The organism is Hydrogenophilus hirschii (genome assembly GCF_054656675.1).
This window is the reverse complement of sequence record NZ_BAAHXQ010000001.1, coordinates 723,767-741,783: the sequence shown is the minus strand read 5'-3', so window position 1 is coordinate 741,783 and position 18,017 is coordinate 723,767. Positions and strand designations below refer to the sequence as shown.

The 18,017-nt window shown below is 60.8% G+C and carries 18 protein-coding genes and 1 tRNA gene; 8 read left to right on the top strand and 11 right to left on the bottom strand.

Annotation, left to right across the window (positions count from 1 at the left end):
* Positions 1 to 37: 37 nt before the first annotated feature.
* Genes napH through ACYQ4Z_RS03680 form a run of 3 tightly spaced genes read left to right on the top strand, consistent with a single transcriptional unit; the run spans position 38 to position 1,932 of the window.
* On the top strand, positions 38 to 889 hold the full coding sequence (gene napH, locus ACYQ4Z_RS03690) for a quinol dehydrogenase ferredoxin subunit NapH (RefSeq protein WP_459860468.1): 852 nt from the start codon (positions 38 to 40) through the stop codon (positions 887 to 889).
* Positions 886 to 1,314 carry a nitrate reductase cytochrome c-type subunit gene (locus tag ACYQ4Z_RS03685; protein ID WP_459860075.1) on the top strand — a complete coding sequence of 143 codons (429 nt, stop codon included), beginning with the start codon at positions 886 to 888 and terminating at the stop codon, positions 1,312 to 1,314. The genes napH and ACYQ4Z_RS03685 overlap by 4 nt, the downstream gene beginning before the upstream one ends.
* Positions 1,315 to 1,329: 15 nt before the next feature.
* Positions 1,330 to 1,932, top strand: coding sequence for a NapC/NirT family cytochrome c (locus ACYQ4Z_RS03680; protein WP_219972430.1), 603 nt, complete (start codon positions 1,330 to 1,332; stop codon positions 1,930 to 1,932).
* A gap of 132 nt (positions 1,933 to 2,064) precedes the next feature.
* On the opposite strand, the gene ACYQ4Z_RS03675 is transcribed toward ACYQ4Z_RS03680, so the two are convergent.
* A complete protein-coding gene (locus tag ACYQ4Z_RS03675; RefSeq protein ID WP_459860073.1) occupies positions 2,065 to 2,778 on the bottom strand; it encodes a Crp/Fnr family transcriptional regulator in 714 nt (237 codons plus the stop codon).
* A gap of 136 nt (positions 2,779 to 2,914) precedes the next feature.
* On the opposite strand from ACYQ4Z_RS03675, the gene ACYQ4Z_RS03670 reads away from it, so the two are divergent.
* Positions 2,915 to 3,364, top strand: coding sequence for an acyl-CoA thioesterase (locus tag ACYQ4Z_RS03670; RefSeq protein WP_219972431.1), 450 nt, complete (start codon positions 2,915 to 2,917; stop codon positions 3,362 to 3,364).
* On the opposite strand, the gene ACYQ4Z_RS03665 is transcribed toward ACYQ4Z_RS03670, so the two are convergent.
* The 4 genes from ACYQ4Z_RS03665 to ACYQ4Z_RS03650 form a co-directional block, all read right to left on the bottom strand.
* Positions 3,354 to 4,973, bottom strand: coding sequence for a methyl-accepting chemotaxis protein (locus ACYQ4Z_RS03665; protein ID WP_459860071.1), 1,620 nt, complete (start codon positions 4,971 to 4,973; stop codon positions 3,354 to 3,356). The genes ACYQ4Z_RS03670 and ACYQ4Z_RS03665 overlap by 11 nt on opposite strands.
* A 109-nt stretch (positions 4,974 to 5,082) precedes the next feature.
* A tRNA-Arg gene (locus tag ACYQ4Z_RS03660) sits at positions 5,083 to 5,154 on the bottom strand.
* On the bottom strand, positions 5,145 to 7,331 hold the full coding sequence (locus ACYQ4Z_RS03655; RefSeq protein WP_459860069.1) for a putative bifunctional diguanylate cyclase/phosphodiesterase: 2,187 nt from the start codon (positions 7,329 to 7,331) through the stop codon (positions 5,145 to 5,147). Before ACYQ4Z_RS03655 ends, ACYQ4Z_RS03660 begins: the two co-directional genes overlap by 10 nt.
* Positions 7,328 to 8,098, bottom strand: coding sequence for an oxygen-binding di-iron domain-containing protein (locus ACYQ4Z_RS03650; protein ID WP_119334939.1), 771 nt, complete (start codon positions 8,096 to 8,098; stop codon positions 7,328 to 7,330). The genes ACYQ4Z_RS03655 and ACYQ4Z_RS03650 overlap by 4 nt, the downstream gene beginning before the upstream one ends.
* Positions 8,099 to 8,190: 92 nt before the next feature.
* Here ACYQ4Z_RS03650 and ACYQ4Z_RS03645 point away from each other — a divergent pair, with 92 nt between their 5' ends.
* Positions 8,191 to 8,991: a thymidylate synthase gene (locus ACYQ4Z_RS03645; protein ID WP_459860068.1), complete on the top strand. Its 801-nt coding sequence runs from the start codon at positions 8,191 to 8,193 to the stop codon at positions 8,989 to 8,991.
* Positions 8,988 to 9,542, top strand: coding sequence for a dihydrofolate reductase (locus ACYQ4Z_RS03640; protein ID WP_459860066.1), 555 nt, complete (start codon positions 8,988 to 8,990; stop codon positions 9,540 to 9,542). Before ACYQ4Z_RS03645 ends, ACYQ4Z_RS03640 begins: the two co-directional genes overlap by 4 nt.
* On the opposite strand, the gene ACYQ4Z_RS03635 is transcribed toward ACYQ4Z_RS03640, so the two are convergent.
* From ACYQ4Z_RS03635 to apbC, 3 genes are read right to left on the bottom strand one after another with little or no spacing between them, the layout of a single operon-like run.
* Positions 9,518 to 11,752, bottom strand: coding sequence for an arginine/lysine/ornithine decarboxylase (locus ACYQ4Z_RS03635; RefSeq protein ID WP_217126343.1), 2,235 nt, complete (start codon positions 11,750 to 11,752; stop codon positions 9,518 to 9,520). The two genes, ACYQ4Z_RS03640 and ACYQ4Z_RS03635, sit on opposite strands and share 25 nt — an antisense overlap.
* 25 nt (positions 11,753 to 11,777) lie before the next feature.
* Complete coding sequence (dcd, locus tag ACYQ4Z_RS03630) at positions 11,778 to 12,344, bottom strand: dCTP deaminase (protein WP_119334935.1); 567 nt, start codon at positions 12,342 to 12,344, stop codon at positions 11,778 to 11,780.
* Positions 12,345 to 12,352: 8 nt separating this feature from the next.
* Positions 12,353 to 13,444: an iron-sulfur cluster carrier protein ApbC gene (apbC, locus tag ACYQ4Z_RS03625; protein ID WP_459860063.1), complete on the bottom strand. Its 1,092-nt coding sequence runs from the start codon at positions 13,442 to 13,444 to the stop codon at positions 12,353 to 12,355.
* 86 nt (positions 13,445 to 13,530) lie between these two features.
* Here apbC and ACYQ4Z_RS03620 point away from each other — a divergent pair, with 86 nt between their 5' ends.
* Positions 13,531 to 14,511, top strand: coding sequence for an FAD-dependent oxidoreductase (locus ACYQ4Z_RS03620; protein ID WP_219972437.1), 981 nt, complete (start codon positions 13,531 to 13,533; stop codon positions 14,509 to 14,511).
* Here the strand turns inward: ACYQ4Z_RS03620 and ACYQ4Z_RS03615 are convergent.
* Positions 14,500 to 15,183, bottom strand: coding sequence for an ABC transporter ATP-binding protein (locus ACYQ4Z_RS03615; protein WP_285614584.1), 684 nt, complete (start codon positions 15,181 to 15,183; stop codon positions 14,500 to 14,502). The two genes, ACYQ4Z_RS03620 and ACYQ4Z_RS03615, sit on opposite strands and share 12 nt — an antisense overlap.
* Positions 15,184 to 15,225: 42 nt before the next feature.
* On the opposite strand from ACYQ4Z_RS03615, the gene ACYQ4Z_RS03610 reads away from it, so the two are divergent.
* Positions 15,226 to 15,909 carry an arylesterase gene (locus ACYQ4Z_RS03610; RefSeq protein ID WP_285614604.1) on the top strand — a complete coding sequence of 228 codons (684 nt, stop codon included), beginning with the start codon at positions 15,226 to 15,228 and terminating at the stop codon, positions 15,907 to 15,909.
* A gap of 17 nt (positions 15,910 to 15,926) precedes the next feature.
* Here ACYQ4Z_RS03610 and ACYQ4Z_RS03605 read toward each other — a convergent pair whose 3' ends face one another.
* Both ACYQ4Z_RS03605 and selD read right to left on the bottom strand, forming a co-directional pair.
* Positions 15,927 to 16,961 (bottom strand): AI-2E family transporter, encoded by a 1,035-nt coding sequence (locus ACYQ4Z_RS03605; RefSeq protein WP_219972439.1) that lies wholly within the window; start codon positions 16,959 to 16,961, stop codon positions 15,927 to 15,929.
* Positions 16,958 to 18,013 carry a selenide, water dikinase SelD gene (gene selD, locus ACYQ4Z_RS03600; protein ID WP_459860060.1) on the bottom strand — a complete coding sequence of 352 codons (1,056 nt, stop codon included), beginning with the start codon at positions 18,011 to 18,013 and terminating at the stop codon, positions 16,958 to 16,960. The genes ACYQ4Z_RS03605 and selD overlap by 4 nt, the downstream gene beginning before the upstream one ends.
* Positions 18,014 to 18,017 lie beyond the last annotated feature (4 nt).

The window sequence follows — 18,017 nt, the reverse complement described above, 5'->3', positions numbered from 1 at the left end:
CCGCAGTGCACCGCTTGCCGATCATGCATCGGTCGTAATGGCGAACAGCAACCCAACAGCCCGCAAAGCGAAGGGATGGTGGGCGAGACACCGGTGGTTGGTCTTGCGGCGATTGACGCAAGGGTTGATTCTTGCCGCGTTCGTCGTTGGTCCCGTGGGCGGCGTCTGGCTCCTCAAAGGCAATTTGAGTGCAAGCCTAGTGCTGGAAACCGTCCCGATGACCGACTGGTTCGTCTTCCTTCAGACGGTCGCGGCAGGGTACTGGCCCGAGGCAACGGCGATCGTTGGCGTTGGTATTGTCGCAACACTCTATCTCACCGTGGGTGGGCGCGCATACTGTGCTTGGGTCTGCCCGATCAACCCGGTGACCGATGCTGCTGCGTGGTTGCGGCGACAGTTGGGGCTGAAGGGCGGTCATGCCCCGAAAGCCGCGCTGCGCTTTTGGTTACTGGGTGCGGTGCTGTTGGCGTCACTCGCAAGCGGCGTCATGGTCTGGGAATGGGTCAATCCCGTCTCTTGGACACACCGCGCACTCATCTTTGGCGTTGGGCTTGCCTGGTTGGCGCCGGTTGCAATCTTTTTCTACGACCTTTTGCTGGCGCCACGGGGTTGGTGCGGTCACGTCTGCCCGCAGGGGGCAGCCTATTCGCTCTTGGGCAAAGCCGCACTGGTCCGCGTCAGCGCAGCAAACCGGCGCGCATGCGACGACTGCATGGATTGCTTTACCGTTTGTCCCGAGCCGCAAGTGATTCGGCCTGCGCTCAAAGCGGAAGGCCAATCCCACCCGCTCATTCTCAGCGAACAGTGCACCACGTGTGGTCGCTGCATCGATGTATGCGACAAATCCGTCTTTCGCATGACCCATCGTTTTGATCGGAGAGAACCATGAAAAAATCGCTTCTGTATCTCACTGCACTCCTGCTCTCCTCTGCTGCTGTCGCACAAAGTGTGCAAACCCTTCGCGGTGGCAAAGTGGACGACCCGGATCTCCCCCCCGGCAATTACCAACCACCCAAGGACGGTGAACCCTTACCCCGTGATTTCGTCCAGCAGCCACCACTCATCCCACACAAGATCGACGGGTATGAAATCTCACTCAATTTCAACAAATGCCTCGATTGCCACGCCTGGGATCGCGCTACCCAGATGCATGCACCCCGAATCAGCATCACCCACTTCCGTGACCGCGAAGGGTCGGAGCTGACCAATATCGCGGCAAGCCGCTACTTCTGCAATCAGTGCCACGTCCCGCAAACCAATGCACGACCGCTCGTGGAAAACACCTTCACGCCGGTGCAAGGTCGGCGGCAATGAACCTAGGAGCTGACAATGGATGAGAACAACAAAACTGCTCGCCGTTTCGGCCCTTTCGGCCTCGGAGCGCTGGTTGCGGCCTTCGTCGTCGGTATCCTGTTCTGGGGCGGTTTCAACTGGGCGCTCGAGCTCACCAATACGGAAGCGTTCTGCATCTCCTGCCATGAGATGCGCGACAACGTCTATGAGGAGTATCGGCAAACGATCCACTTCCAGAACCGGACTGGCGTGCGCGCCACCTGCCCCGATTGCCACGTACCCAAAGAGTGGTTCCCGAAGATCAAACGCAAGATTCAGGCGTCGAACGAACTGTGGCATCACCTGTTGGGAACGATCGACACGCGCGAGAAATTTCTGGCGAAACGGCACGAACTGGCGCAACACGAATGGGCGCGCATGAAAGCGAACGACTCGCAGGAGTGCCGGAACTGCCACAATTACGACTACTTCGACTACAGCGTCCAAGGGCGGCGCGCCAATTTGATGCACATGCAAGCGCGTGAGGAAGGCAAAACCTGCATCGATTGCCACAAAGGCATTGCCCACCGATTGCCCAATATCGAACAAGGTGTCGGTGTCAAAACAGACGCGTTACCCGCAGACGTCCTGCATCAGTAGTAACCCGCCACACACAGAGCGTCGAAACACCCGTTGTGTAGTCGCGCAGCGGGTGTTCCGTGTCGCGCGCAGTGCGCAAGACCTCTTGGGTGACCAATGGGCACCGCTGGCAGAACTTTGGCGTCATCAGAGTCAGCGGCAAGGCGGCAAGAACGCCTCTTGGGGCGCAAAGGCGCGCAGTCCTTCCAAATCCAAAATCCACACTTTTCGCCCGCTGGTGCGTAACAGACCTTCGGCTGCAAGGTCGGAAAAGACCCTTGAGAGCGTCTCTGGCTTCAGGTTGAGGCGAGAGGCCAACACATATTTTTGCACCGGCAATTCGAGCAAGATGGGGCCATCGTTGGTCGCCACCCCTGCTTCCGGCAGTAATTGCAGGAGGTAACCGATCACGCGCTGGGTTGCCGAACAGACCGAATAGGTTTCGATATCGTGGATGAGGGATCGCAACCGCATCGCCATCCCGGCGAGCATCCGTTGGCAGAAATCGCGATTCGCGTCGAGCAACCGTTCGATCACATCGCGCGGGATGAAAAGCACTTCTGCCGGTGTCAGCGCGGCGGTGTTTACTGGGTAAGGCTGGCGCAGAAACATCACCGCTTCGCCGAAGGTACCGCCGGGCCCTACCGTTTCGATCACCTTTTCCACGCCATTCGGCCCGTCGATATAGAGTTTGATCCGCCCTTGCACGACCACGTAGAACCCCCGCGAAGCGTCGCCGCGGAAAAAGAGGACCTGATCCCGTTCCAGGGCTACGGGTTGTGCTGCCTCAGCCACCTGGGTCAGAGTCTTATCCTCGAGCAACGAGAAAAGCGGGACGTTTCGCAGGAGCGCGATCGTTTTCGGCATGGACACCGGTTCGATTGGGGTTAGCACCACATCCATTATAGCGCGGCCAGCCTGTGCGGCAAGGAAAAGTGGTACAGCGCTTTCCTGTTATCATCATCGGCTTTCCAGGTTCCGATACGAATGGGTTACACACATCATGGCACGCATCAAGATCGCCCTACCCGAACATCTGCCGTTCGTCACCGAACTCATGATCTACATCGAACACATCAACGAAGGGCAGCACCTCGACAATGCACGGCTCTTGGGGCTGGTCGCGGAAGCGCGCTGCAGGCTTTTGGCCGAGTTGGGCTTTTCCCAGGTAGACATTGGCGGCGCAGGGATCATCCTCGCGGACGTGGCGGCGCAGTACCGCAGCGAAGCCTTTCACGGCGAACGGCTGCTCTGCGCGATGGGCATCGCCGACCCCCATCGCTACGGTTTCGACCTGGTTTGGCAATTGACGGAATCAGCGAGCGGGCGCGAAGTGGCGCGGGGCAAACACGGCGTTGTCACCTTCGATTATGCGAAACGGGAAAAGGCGCCGGTACCCGACGCCTTTTGGCAACGATGGCAAGAACGTTTCGGAATGCTGCCTACGTCTTGAAGAGCGACGCGGTGTGGATGACTTGCTGCGTCGCACGCCCCACCTGGCCTGCGGCTGCAACGACGGTATGCGCTTTTTCTTCGACCGACTGACTCCCTTGGGCAATTTGTTGTGCGTTCTTTTCAATTTCGCGCAGCGCTTCGAGCTCCTCGTGCATCGCCCGCTGAATCTCCTGCGCAGCGGAGATCACCTTTTCGGCTTCCCGCTTGATCTCCTCGACCGAGTTCCCCGCTTCGTGGGCACTCTCCGCCCCTTTTTCAACGAGCGCCACCCCCCCCTCCTGCATGCTGGTTACCGAGACGCGCGTCTCTTCCTGAATGCGTTCGATCATCGTCCCGATTTCGAGCGTTGCTTTCGCGGTGCGCTCGGCCAGTTTCCGCACCTCGTCGGCGACTACCGCAAAACCGCGCCCCTGTTCGCCTGCGCGCGCCGCTTCGATCGCGGCGTTCAGTGCCAACAGATTGGTTTGATCGGCGATTTCGCGGATCGTCTGGATGATCTGGCCGATTTCACCTGCAATGCCTTCGAGCTTAGTGAGATTCGCTGCCGACGTTCGGACGGAAAGGGCGATACGCGCGATCTCGTCGGCGGCACGGTGAACGACTCGCGCGCCGGTGTCGACCGCCTGCTGCGCCGCAACGGCCGCTTTGGCCGTAACGGTAGCGTGTTCGGCAATTTTTTGAGCGGAAGCGGTGTTCTGCGAGACCGAAGCAGCAATCGCCTGGGTATTTTCGGCCTGTTGGTGCGCGCTGGCGGCAATCGCTTGCGCAGAGGACTCTGCCGCGTGCTGCGCTTCCTGCACCGCTTTGAGCTGTTGCTGGAGCGTAAAGACCAATTCGAAGAGGCGGTTGCGCATGATCTGAAGCGCGTCGAAGAGTTCGCCGAGCTCGTCCCGCCCCATGTCGTCGAACTCGACTTTGAGTTCGCCGTTTGCCACCGCACGGGCGATGCGCTGCGCTTCGGCAAAACCGTGCGAGAGGCGGCTGACCGTCCACCCACCGACCGTCAGCGTCACGACCACAACAAGGAGCGTGAATAGAAAAGAAAGCAGCGACGGTTGCCCGTATTCATACCACTCCAGACCCAACAACAACCCAAAACCGATCACCGGAAAGAGCATGAGGAGTACGACCCGCTGCTTGAGGGTAATGCGCCGCAAAAAGCGGGTGATGGCGCCTGCGCGGACTTTACCCCCTTCGAGTGCGATCTTTTCCCCGGCGCGCATCCGCGCGTAGAGTTCATCCGCGGCTTGAACCTCTTCGCGCGTGGGCTTCATCCGCACGCTCATATAACCGCCCCCCGGCTTCGGGGTTGCGGTAGCCTTGACCCAGTAATGGTCGCCATCTTTGCGCCGGTTTTTCACCATGCCCTGCCAAGGACGTCCCGCTTTGAGCGTGGCCCAGAGGTCACGAAATGCTTCTGGCGGCATATCGGGGTGCCGAATGATGTTGTGGGGTTGTCCCATCAACTCTTCGGGCGCAAAGCCGGCATACTCCAGAAAATCTTCGTTGAAATAGGTGATGCGACCCTTTTCGTCGGTGTGGCTGATGATCGCGCAGTCGTCGCGCACCGGGTATTCACGCTGGGTTACAGGCTGGTTGATGCGCATCGTCTTCCCCTTTGGGTTGGAGGCCCAAATTTCGCAATTCTAATAGAGTTATCAGCACACGGTTGGAAAAGTTGAGGGGTTTTTTGATGTTTTTTCATAGCCACTTTCGTCCCCCCGCCAGGAATCGAACCTGGATCTAGCGCTTAGGAGGCGCTCGTTCTGTCCATTGAACTACGGGGAGCCAGTGCGCGGTGGCGATTCTACCACCGGCAGGCGAGGCAGCGGCAAACCGAGGTAGTAGCCCTGCGCATAGGTGATCCCCATCTTCTGCAACATGGCAAACATTTCGTCATTTTCGACGAATTCCGCTACCGTCTGCATGCCGAGATCCGCACAGAGATTGGAGAGGTTACGCACCAGCGCCTCGTAGATGCGCGACGTTTGCATGCCCCGCACGAACGCGCCGTCGATCTTGACGAAATCGAGCTCCAGTTCCCGCAGATAGTGCAGGCTGTTGTAGCCGCTGCCAAAGTCGTCGAGCGCAAACCGGAACCCTCTTTTGCGCAATTGCCGGATGAACTGGCGCATCTTCTCGAGATCGTCGACAGCGTGCCGCTCCAAGAGCTCGAAGACGATGCGGCCGGGATCCAGCCCCCACTGGTGGCAAAGGCGTGCCGCAAAACCGAGCACGTTGCGGTTTTGGATCTCCTGTACCGATAGGTTGAGAAAAAGGGTGGGTTTTTCCCCTGGAAAGTTACGCAACGCCGCGAGCGCTGCTGCAATGATCTGGCGGTCGAGTTCGCGTCCCAAACCATATTTTTCGATTACCGTGATGAACCGTCCTGCTGGGATCGGGTCGCCTACCGACGGGATGAGGCGGGCGAGCACCTCGAACGCAACCACCTGACCGCTTGCCATATCGACGATCGGTTGAAAAAACGGAACAATGCGTCGCTCGGCGAGCGCTTCGCGAAGCGCTTCCACCTTGCTGCGCTGCTCGGCAAGGGAGTCACGCGTCAAAGCGCCGCCCGTCCGGCGCGTTTTGAGGTCGTCATAAGCGCAGATTTCGTCTTTTCCTCGCCGTTTTGCCTCATAGGCAGCCAGATCGGCGTGCGCTAGGAGTTCATGGACCGACTTTCCGTCTTGCGGGTAGCTCACAATGCCCAGTGAACAGGTCACATGAAATGAGGTCCCTTGATAGAAATAACGATGGGCGCGCAACCGATCACAGAGTTTGCGCGCGAGCGCCTTAGCACCCTCCAGCGGCGTTTCGGGAAGCAACAAGATGAACTCATCGCCGCCAATCCGGCAAGCGAGGTCGCCTTGCCGAACTTGCGCCTGGAGCACGTTCGCAAGCTCTGTGAGCGCCAGGTCACCTGCGGGGTGACCGTAGGTGTCGTTGATCTCCTTGAAATCGTCGAGATCGATCATGATGAGGCTAAACGCATGCTGGTGCCGTTCGCTGCGACCGATCTCGTACTCGAGCATGTGGAGAAAATGGCGGCAGTTGTAGAGGTGGGTGAGCGGATCGTGCATCGAAAAATACTCAAGCTCGCGCAGCGTGTCTGAAAGCGCCCGGCTAGACCCGACGACGATCACCAGGATTGCCAAGAGCGAGCGGATCACGGTTTGCTCTTGCGCGCTGAGCGGTTGCGCGGTGCCAAAGCCAACACCAAGAATACCGGCCAGTCCTGAGCGATGATCGGGCACCTTCTCGGTGAGCAATTGATAGCATTGCGCTGTCGCGATCCCAAACCACGGCGTCCAATCCAGGTAATGGACCGCCAGGTCGACAGCGGCATCAAACGGTTGGTTCAAACGCGCAAGGAGTTCGCGCACGAGTTGTGGTTCCAGATCGGATCGCTGTGCCGCTGTGGGTCGCCCTGGGTAGAAGAGGTGCGCGGTCAACCCATGCTTTTCCGCAAACGCGACGAAAAAGAGGTCGAACGGAAAAATCGCGTGAAACTCCTTGAGCACCTCTTCGATGAAGGGCAGCCAGTTGATCACCCGTTCGTAGGAGAGGACAACCCGCTCGAGCACCATCCGGTGGCGATCGAGAAGATCCTTTTCTACCAACGTCTGCGCCAGCACTTTGCTGCTTTCGTTGAACGCCGCAAGAAGGGCGCGCAACGCATCGCGCTGCCGGACGACATCGGCCTGATAGTGTTGCTCGACGAGCGCAAGAGTCGTTCTCAGCGTTTGGCACCGTCTGGCCAATTGCCGAACGGTAAGGTCCGCATCGGCTCTCCCAGCCAATTCCGCAAGCGAATTGGCCAGTTCCCCGTGAACGCGGTGAAGCGTCTTGGCGATTGCCGAGAAGGCCTGGCTAGCCCGAACCTGCTCTTCCAGGAGCGCGCTCGCGGCGCAAAGCACGTCACGGCGCAAAACGACCAGATTACTGGGGACGAAACGGTTCACGGAAGGAATCTCCCGCCTGGCTGTAGGCAATCGACGCCGCAAGGCAGTTCGTCGATCCAGGCAAGGAAATCAGTGATCGCACGACCACGGTAGATCGCTCCGTGCTGCGGGGCGATCATCGAGAGCGGTCGATCCCCCAGGGTCGCGCGCCATACGGCAACCGCACGGTGACTCACCATGTAGCGACGGTGAAATCCGGCAATTTGGCAAACGTGGGCGGGGAAGTCATCGACAAATGGGCTGAGTGCCGCACTGCTCATCTCCGCTGCACCGAGGTCGCCTGAAAAGAGGATCTGGCTGGTGGGGTCATAGACGTGGAAATTGCCTTCGGAATGGAGGAAATGAGCCGGCAGGAGCTCCAGTTCCGTACCGTCGTTCCAGGTGAAGCGTGCCCCTTCGTCGGGAATCGCGATAAGGCGCTCGACCGCCTTGGGTGGGAGACCATAATGGGGAATGAAGCGGGTCCACAAACGCGAAATCCACACCTGAGCTTGTGTGATCTCGAGCCAGGAAGCTAACCCGCCGACGATGTCCGGGTCCTGGTGCGAAAGGATGATCGCCTTGATCTGCTCCGGCGTGCAGTAGTCGAGCATCGCTTCGAGCACGTCGGGCATCACGCCGAAACCGCCGGGGTCGAGCAATACCCCCTCCTCCCGGTGCAAAATGAGATACTGATTCGAGTGAATGCCTTCCTCTTCATTCCCTTCGGTTTCGTGCAAAAGCACGCACAGGTGGTTCGAATCGCGGTATAGTTCTAGATTGCGCATACGCCACCCCATGGCATGTGTGGTATTTTTCACATTACCATAGTTATTCACGGGCTTCTTTGACCTGGATCAAGAAACCGGCGAGTTTTTGTATGCAGACCTATCTGGCGCTTCTCGACCACATCCTCACCCACGGCGTGGAAAAACGCGACCGCACCGGCGTCGGCACGCTGTCGGTCTTCGGCTATCAGATGCGGTTTCCACTCAACGGCGGGGAGACCTTTCCGCTGCTCACCACGAAAAAGCTCCATGTGCGCTCGATCATTCATGAGCTGCTCTGGTTTTTGCGCGGCGACACCAACATTCGCTACCTTTATGAAAACAAGGTGACGATCTGGGACGAATGGGCCGACGCAAATGGTGACTTGGGGCCGATCTACGGCAAACAGTGGCGGCGCTGGGAGGCACCAGACGGGCGGGTGATCGACCAGATCGCGCAGGTGGTGGAATCGCTCAAGAACAATCCAGAATCGCGACGCCACCTGGTCGTGGCGTGGAACCCCGCCGATGTCGACAAGATGGCGCTTCCGCCCTGTCACGCACTCTTTCAGTTTTACGTCGCGCATGGGCGCCTTTCGTGCCAACTCTATCAGCGTAGCGCCGACGTCTTTTTGGGGGTTCCGTTCAATATCGCCTCGTACGCGCTTCTGACGATGATGGTGGCACAGGTTTGCGGCTACACCGCGCACGAGTTCATCTGGACGGGCGGCGATTGCCACTTGTACCGCAACCACATCGAACAGGCGCGCCTGCAGCTCACCCGCACGCCACGCCCCTTGCCCAGGATGCGACTCGACCCGACGATCACGCGGCTCGAGGATTTTCGCTACGAGCACTTCACCCTGGAGGGGTACGACCCCCATCCCCATATTCCGGCGCCGGTGGCGGTATGAGCGAGATCGTGATCATCGCCGCGGTGGGTCGAAATGGGGAACTGGGGTACCGCAATGCGCTTCCGTGGCATCTGCCGGACGACCTCAAACGCTTCAAGCAGCTCACGCTGGGGGCGCCGGTGGTGATGGGGCGCAACACGTGGCTTTCGCTGGGGCGGCCGCTACCCGGGCGCGTCAATGTGGTGGTGAGTCGAACGCTCGCGCGATCGCAAAGAGAAGAGGCGCGCACCGATAAGGAGCCGGAGGCGACGCTTCCCGCTGGGGTGCGATGCTTTCTGACGCTTGAGGAGGCGTTGGCGGCGCTGGCGAATGAGCCGACGGTGTTCGTGATCGGCGGTGCGCAGCTCTACGCCGCGGCGCTGCCCTTTGCGGACCGCTTGGAGCTCACCGAGGTCGACGCCGAAGTCTCTGCCGACGCGTTCTTTCCGCCTTGGCCCAAAACGGAATTCGTCGAAGTTGCACGCACGCGACACCCGGCGGACGCGAACCACCCCTATCCGTTTGCGTTCGTCACCTACCGCCGCGTTCAATCGCGCACGCAATCGACGTAGTATTCCCCATCCTCGCCTTTGACGAGGCCGTGCACGTCGGTCTCGAACCCGGGAAACGAGCGGTTGAACGCGCGGGCAAACTGCAGGTAGTGGACGATCGTTGCGTTGAAGCGCTCGCCCGGAATCAGAAGCGGGATTCCCGGTGGGTACGGGGTGACGAGCATCGCGGTGATCCGCCCTTCGAGCGCGTCGATGGGGACGCGGTCGATTTCGCGATGCGCCAGTTTGGCCCAGGCGTCCGCAGGGCGCAGCGCCGGTTCCATCTCCGAAAGGTACATCTGCGTGGTAAGGCGCGCCACGTCGTGTGCTTTGTAAAACGCGTGAATGCGCTGACACAGGTCGCGTAGCCCCCATTTTTCGTATCTCGGGTGCTTCGCGATGAACTCCGGCATCACCCGCCACAGAGGTTGGTTGCGGTCGAAATCGTCTTTGAACTGCTGTAATTCGGTCACCATCGTGTTCCACCGCCCTTTGGTGATGCCGATGGTGAACATGATGAAGAACGAGTAAAGCCCCGTTTTTTCGACGACGATGCCGTGTTCCGCAAGGTAGCGGGTCACGACCCCGGCCGGGATACCCCAGTCGTGGAAATCGCCATCGACGTCGAGCCCTGGGGTGATGATCGTCGCTTTGATCGGGTCCAACATGTTGAACCCTTCGCTGATCTCGCCGAAACCGTGCCACCGTTCGTTCGGGCGCAGCATCCAGTCTTCGGGCGTGCCGATCCCCTCTTCCGCGAGCCGCTCCGGCCCCCAGACGCGGAACCACCAATCGGGGTAGTCGCGCGCCACTTCGCGCATCGCACGGCGGAATTCGGCGGCTTCCATCAAGGATTCTTCGACGAGCGCGGTACCCCCAGGCGGTTCCATCATCGCCGCGGCAACGTCGCAACTGGCGATGATCGCGTATTGCGGCGAGGTCGAGGTATGCATCAAGTACGCTTCGTTGAAGAGGTCACGGTCAAACCCACCCTGTTTCGCCTCTTGAACCAGGATTTGCGACGCCTGCGACAGCCCCGCAAGCAGTTTGTGGGTCGATTGGGTGGAGAAGATAAGCGAAGTTTCGCAGCGCGGGCGGTCTGCGCCAATTGCATGGTAGTCGCCGTAAAAGTCGTGAAAAGCGGCGTGCGGCAGCCACGCTTCGTCGAAATGCAGCGTCGGAATGTAGCCGTCGAGCTCTGCTTTGATCCGTTCGACGTTGTAGAGGATGCCGTCGTAGGTCGATTGCGTCAGCGTGAGGATGCGGGGTTGTCGGTCGTTTGCCAGTTGGGCGAACGGGTGTGCGTCGATCTTCGCCTGGATCGCTTCTGGCGCGAATTCGCGTTCCGGGATCGGGCCGATGATCCCGTAGTGGTTGCGCGTCGGGGTGAGAAAGACCGGAATCGCGCCGGTCATGATGATCGCGTGCAGCACCGATTTGTGGCAGTTGCGATCGACCACGACGATATCGTTCGGCGCAACGGTGTAGTGCCAGACCATCTTGTTCGAGGTGCTGGTTCCGTTGGTGACGAAAAACAGATGGTCACAGTGGAAAATGCGCGCGGCGTTGCGTTCGCTCGCCGCAACGGGCCCGGTGTGATCGAGCAACTGCCCCAGCTCTTCTACGGCGTTGCAGACGTCGGCGCGCAGGAGATTTTCGCCGAAGAACTGGTGGAACATCTGACCGACGGGGCTTTTGAGGAATGCCACCCCACCCGAATGCCCCGGGCAGTGCCATGAGTAGGATCCATCGGCAGCGTAATGGGTAAGCGCCCGAAAGAAGGGGGGAGCGAGGCTGTCGAGGTAGTTGCGCGCCTCGCGCACCACGTATCGCGCGATGAATTCCGGGGTATCCTCGAACATATGGATGAAGCCGTGGAGTTCGCGCAACACGTCGTTGGGGATGTGGCGGCTGGTGCGTGTCTCCCCGTAGAGGAAGATCGGAATGTCGGCGTTACGAAAACGGATCTCGGCGACGAAATTGCGAATCTGTTCGATCACCTCAGCCGCCTGCAGCGGGTCTTGCAGCTGCTCGTCGTCGATCGAGACGATGAACGCCGACGCCCGGCTCTGTTGCTGGGCAAACGAGGTGAGGTCGCCGTAACTCGTCACCCCCAGCACCTCCATTCCTTCGGCTTCGATCGCCTGCGCGAGCGCTCGAATCCCCAAGCCGGAGGCGTTTTCCGAACGGAAATCCTCGTCGATGATGACGATAGGAAAATGAAAACGCATCGCGTCGCCCTTTGTCGTTGTCGCTTCACATGCGCGGCAGGGTCACGCCGCGTTGCCCCAGATACTTACCGCCCCGGTCGCGGTAGCTCGTTTCACACACCTCGTCCGATTCGAAGAAGAGCATCTGCGCCACGCCTTCGTTTGCGTAAATCTTCGCCGGCAGCGGCGTGGTGTTGGAGAATTCGAGCGTCACATGCCCTTCCCACTCCGGTTCAAGCGGTGTGACGTTGACGATGATGCCGCAGCGCGCGTAGGTGCTCTTCCCAAGGCAAACCGTGAGTACGTTGCGCGGAATGCGAAAGTATTCGACGGTGCGCGCCAACGCAAACGAGTTGGGCGGGATGATGCAGACGTCACCGACGAAGTCGACGAAGCTGCGTTCATCGAAATTCTTGGGGTCGACGATCGTCGAATTGATGTTGGTGAAGATTTTGAATTCGTTGGCGCAGCGCACGTCGTAGCCGTAGCTCGAGGTGCCGAACGAGACGACGCGTGCGCCGTCGACTTGCCGCACGAGTTCGGGTTCGAACGGTTCGATCATCCCATACGCTTCTGCCATGCGGCGTATCCAGCGGTCCGATTTGATGCTCATCGTTGCGTTCAGTCGTTCCTGACCACGATCGTGGGCATTTTGTGGGTGAAATCTTTGCCACGGTCGGCGATCGCGATCGCCACCTGCCGGGCGATTTCCCGATATTTTTCGGCGATCGGGCCATCGGGTTCGGCGACCACGGTGGGCTTGCCGCCGTCGGTCTCTTCCCGGATGCGACGATCCAAGGGCAACGCCCCCAAAAAGGGCACGCCGTAGTCGGCGCACAACTTCTTGCCCCCCCCTTCGCCGAAGATCGGTTCGACGTGACCGCAGTGCGAGCAGATATGCAGGCTCATGTTTTCGATCACCCCCAAAACGGGGACTTGGACTTTTTCGAACATCTTGAGCCCTTTGCGCGCGTCCAACAGCGCGATCTCCTGCGGGGTCGTGACGATCACCGCGCCGGTGAGCGGCGCTTTCTGCGCGAGCGAGAGATGGATATCCCCCGTTCCCGGTGGCATATCGACGATGAGGTAGTCCAAGTCGTGCCACGCGGTTTCGGTGAGGAGTTGCACCAGCGCCTGCGAAGCCATCGGGCCGCGCCAAATCATCGGCGTTTCGACGTCCACCATGAAGCCGATCGACATCGCTTCGATCCCATACGCGGTGAGCGGCTGCATCTTCTTCCCGTCTTCCGAGACCGGATTGTGATGGCCAAGCCCGAGCATTTGCGGAATCGAGGGGCCATAGATGTCGGCATCCAAAATCCCGACCTTCGCCCCTTCTGCCGCCAACGCGAGCGCGAGATTGACCGCGGTGGTGCTCTTCCCCACACCGCCTTTACCCGACGCGACCGCGACGATGTTCGCGACACCGAGCAGCGGCCGTAACCCGGGCGGCACCTTGTGGATGCCGATTTGGCTGGTCACTTCGACAAAAAGCGCCGAAGGGTGCAACGCGTCACGAAGCGCGGTTTCGATCTGCTGCTGGATCGCTACCCATTGACTCTTTGCGGGGTAATCGAGCGCGATCTGGACCGAAACGGCGTCGCCGTCGACCGCGATTTGCCGAACAGCACCGGTGGTCACGTAATCTTTTCCGCGATTGGGGTCGATGGTCTGCGCAAGCACCGATCGAACAGCCTCTTGGGTTATCGCCATGTCGCGCGGCTCCTTGTCGAATGCGAACGATGCGTGCGATCATACCACCGTGTGGCAGGAACGATCACCCCTCGAAAAGGAGCGCAGTGAAACGAATCGTCGTGATCGGGGCGGGCGCAGCGGGACTGACCGCTGGTTGGCGGTTGGCGCGTTGGGGGTATTCCGTGATCGTACTGGAAAAGCGTGCGCAACTGGGCGGGGCGCTCGCCGAACTGACAGAAAATGCGCTTCGTTTCCCAGCCGCCGCTCCGACGTTGAAACAACTCATGCGTACGGGTGTGCTTTCCCTGCAACCGCTCCGTTCGCTTCCGTTCACCTGGGGGGATGACGCCGGAACGCAGCAGTGGTCAATCCCCGCAACCGGTTGGCCCAAAATCGAGGGAACGCCCGTTCCCCACCCCCTCTTTTGGCTTTGGCGGTTGCGGGCGTGGGGGCGTCGCCATCCGGATACGCCGCTCGATGCCTGGTTCCGTATCGCCACTCCGCCCGCGCCGCTCAGCGCTGCGCTCACACAATTGGCTGCCCAATGGTGTGGAGAGTCAGTCACAACCCTGACCTGGCCACGTCTCGCGCCGCTGCTTCGCGCCATCATGCGTTTTTCGGCGCCGCAAAGACATGCGTGGCAGGTAGCGGAAGCTGCCAGCGAATGGTTTGCGGTGGCGCTCGCGCGGCGGATCGGTCGGTTCGGACAGGTGGTACAGATCGCGTCCCCAGTAATGACGCTCACCCCACACGGCGATTCGGGGTGGCGGGTGACCACGGTCGGGCAACTGCACTTCACCGCAGCAGCGGTAGTCGTGGCAACCGAACCGCAGGACGCAGCGCCGCTTTTGCCCGCTGAATTGGGCCGAACAGCGGCGCGGCTGCACCAGTGGCCGCAGGTTCTGCGCTGGGGTAGCGCACGGGCGCTTCCGCAGATGGTTGCCAAACCGGTTCGCATCGCCAGCCATTTGTGGCTTGCCGGCGACTGGTTGCCCCCCATCGGCGCGCTTCCCGGGCTGGAAAGCGCGGTGGCTAGTGGCTGGACCACCGCGCGCGCGGTACGCGCCGCGCTCTCATCCCAGTGAAGGATGGTCGTTCGCGACGAGTCTGCCCCGCTGTAAGGTCAATACCCGCTGACAGCGCGCGGCCAATGCCGGATCGTGGGTGACCAGAACGAGCGTCGCCCCGCTCTCTTGCTGCAGAGAAAAGAGAAGTTCGATCACGGTTTCGCCCGTAGCGGCGTCGAGGTTTCCCGTGGGTTCGTCGGCAAAGAGATAGCGCGGGTTGCACGCAAAAGCGCGCGCCAACGCGACGCGTTGCTGTTCGCCACCGGAGAGCGTCTCCGGGCGATGACTGAGCCGTTCGGCCAAACCGACACGAGCGAGCCACGCTTTGGCTTGCTTTTCCGCATCCCCGTCGCCCTTGAGCCAGAGTGGTAGCGCTACGTTCTCCCACGCGGTGAGGTGGGAGAGGAGCTGGAAATCCTGAAAGACGAACCCAACCGCTTGCTGCCGCCAACGGGCGCGCGCCTCTTCGTCCCACGTGGCGATATCGGCGCGATCGACGACGATCTTTCCGCTCGTAGGCAGGTCGAGCCCGGCGAGCAGTCCAAGGAGCGTCGTTTTACCAGACCCGGAAGCGCCCACGATCGCGACCGCCTCGCCGTCGTTGATGGTAAAGTCGACCGCATCGAGCAAGGTCAAGGTGGCCCCGCTTGGCAGGGTAACCGTTTTCGTGAGATGGATGGCTTCGATCATATGTCGCGTTGCTCTCTTAATCGTCGTCGTCTCTTGAGTGCGATGATAACGGTTGGGTTCCTCAACCGGTTATCGAACAGTCTGGCGCTGGCCAACCCCGACCCGGGGAACCCGGAGCGCCCTACCGCGCTGCGCGCCCAGTCGGCAACGCTCCTCGTCTTCGGCGACAGCCTTTCGGCAGGCTATGGTCTGCGCGCCGGTAACGGTTGGGTCGATCTCCTTGCCGAACGATTGCGCGCCTGCGCGCCGCAGTGGCGCGTGGTCAACGCCAGCGTTTCGGGAGAGACGACCCACGGCGGTCGGGTGCGGCTACCGAAACTGCTCGCCCGCGAACGGCCCCGGTTGGTGATCCTTGAACTTGGCGCAAACGACGGATTGCGCGGTCTGTCACTCACGGCGATGCGGGAAAACCTGGCTGCGATGATCGACGCAGCGCACGGTGCTGGCGCGCAAGTGGTACTCGTTGGCATGCAGATCCCGCCAAACCTTGGCCCCGACTACAGCGAAGCGTTCGCCGCGACCTTTGCGGAATTGGCAGCGGAAAAACGGGTCGCCGGTTTCGTTCCGTTCCTTTTGGCGCCCATTGCGCTCAACCGTGACGCGTTCCAAGCCGATGGGCTCCATCCCACCGCGGAAGCGCAGCCGCTCCTTCTCGAAACGGTCTGGCCTGCTCTCGCGCCGCTCATCCCCTGTCAGGAACTTTCGCGCCGAACCGGGTCGCGGTGACGGATGGGCGTCTGTTGTCACAGCAGCCCCTCGCGCCGCAGGGTCGATTTGAGTTGCGCGAAGAAAACGGGGGCGCTCACCACCCCAGCCACCCCAAATGCCGCCTCCAGCACCACCATCATCGTCAAAATCTCCCACGCGTGGGAGCGGATGCGGTTGCCGATGATGTGGGCGTTCAAAAAGTACTCCAGTTTGTGGATGAAAACGAGCCAACCCAGGGCCAGTACCGCGTCGATCACCGAGACGCTCAACGCCACCAACGTGGTGATGGTGTTCGAGATGAGATTACCCACCACAGGAAGCAGCCCCGCCACAAAAGTGACGACCAGCAGGACTGGGGTGAGCGGCAACGTTCGCCCTAGAAGTGGCAAAATCCCCACCAAAAAAACGGCGGTGAGCGCGGTGTTCACCAGAGAGATCTTCACCTGGGCAAAAACGACCTGGGTAAAACTGGCGACGAGCTCGCGCGTGTAGTCGAAAATGGCCTGCGCCAAAGGGGGAAGCGGTTTGGGATTGGGCGCATCGCTGCTCGCCCAGGCAACCTGAACGGCCGCCAGCCCACCGATGACGAGCCCCAGGATCACGTACCCTATCCCCCGTGCGGTGTGCAGCCCCCAACTCTGCACCGCCGCTGCGTTCGCTTTGAGCCATACGATCACCTCGCGGCGCACGGTATCAACCGAATCGGGCAGATAGCTCGCCCAGGCGGGCAGCAGACCCCGTAACTGTTCGAGCGTGGTCGCCAACTGTTTGAAGAGCTTTGGGATCGCTTGCGGCGCCCACAAGACGAACTCGACCAATCCGACGATCAAAAGGAGCGTCACCACGGCCACCACCGCGGCAGAATAGAGACGCGCATGGCGGGCAAAAGCGGGCGAGCGAGCAAAACGCTGGGTCATCGCCTGAGAGGCACCAAAGGTGAGCACACCCGCAAAAAAGGCGGGCGTGAGTTTGAGGGAGAGGACAGTTCCCCAGAGCAGAACGATCGGGGTTGCTAACAGCAGCGCGCGACGCCCCCAACCGGTTACCGCCCAATGCGCCGATCCGTTCACGGCAATACCTCAACTTTTGGCGTTCCGGCGACTACCGAACCGATCACCACCCCACCTCCGCCTTGCGTCTCCGAGATCGCGCGCCACACCCGCTCCACCGCAGAAGGGGCGCACGCAATCAAAAGACCACCGCTCGTTTGCGGATCGGTGACGACCGCTTGCCACCAGGCGCGCTTTGCTTCCGGCAGCGCAGAGAGGTCGATCGCGTTGCCGTAGCTTTGCCAGTTGCGCGTTGCAGCGCCCGTGCTGATCCCTTCGAGAAGGTAACGGAGCGCTGCGGGCAACACCGGCAGCGCCGCTGCGTGGAAACGCACCACCACACCGCTTGCACGCGCCATCTCCCATCCGTGTCCCGCCAGGCCGAAACCGGTGACGTCGGTGAGCGCATGCACCTCCGGGTCGGCGGCCAAACGGGCTCCCACCTGGTTGAGACAGGTGGTCCACCGCCGCATTTCCGCATATTCGTCTGGAGTCAGCAATCCCTTCTTGAGCGCCGCGGAGAGGATGCCAATCCCAAGCGGTTTGGTCAGGATCAACTGGTCGCCCGGCCGCGCCCCGGCGTTGGTCTTGATCTCCCGGGGGTGTGCCAGCCCCAGCGCGACCAGGCCGTAAAACGGCTCGACGCAGTCGATCGAATGGCCCCCGGCAAGCGCCACCCCTGCTTCGCGGCACACCGAAGCGCCGCCCGCGAAAATCTGCGCGATCACCGCCTCGGGCAGTTTTCCGACGGGCATCCCGACGACCGCAAGCGCCAGGATCGGGCGTCCCCCCATCGCATAGACGTCGGAAAGCGCATTGGTCGCAGCGATCGCGCCGAAGTCGAACGGATCATCGACGACGGGAAGGAAAAAGTCGGTGGTGGCGATGAGCGCCTGCGTCTCGTTCAATCGCCATACCGCAGCGTCGTCGGTTTTGTCATAACCCACCAAGAGCTCAGGGGGAACGCACCCCGTTGGAATCTCCCGCAAGAGCCGTTCGAGTACGCCGGGCGCAATCTTGCACCCGCAGCCGCCACCGTGCGCGAGCGCTGTCAACCGTACCGCTGCTGTCATTCCC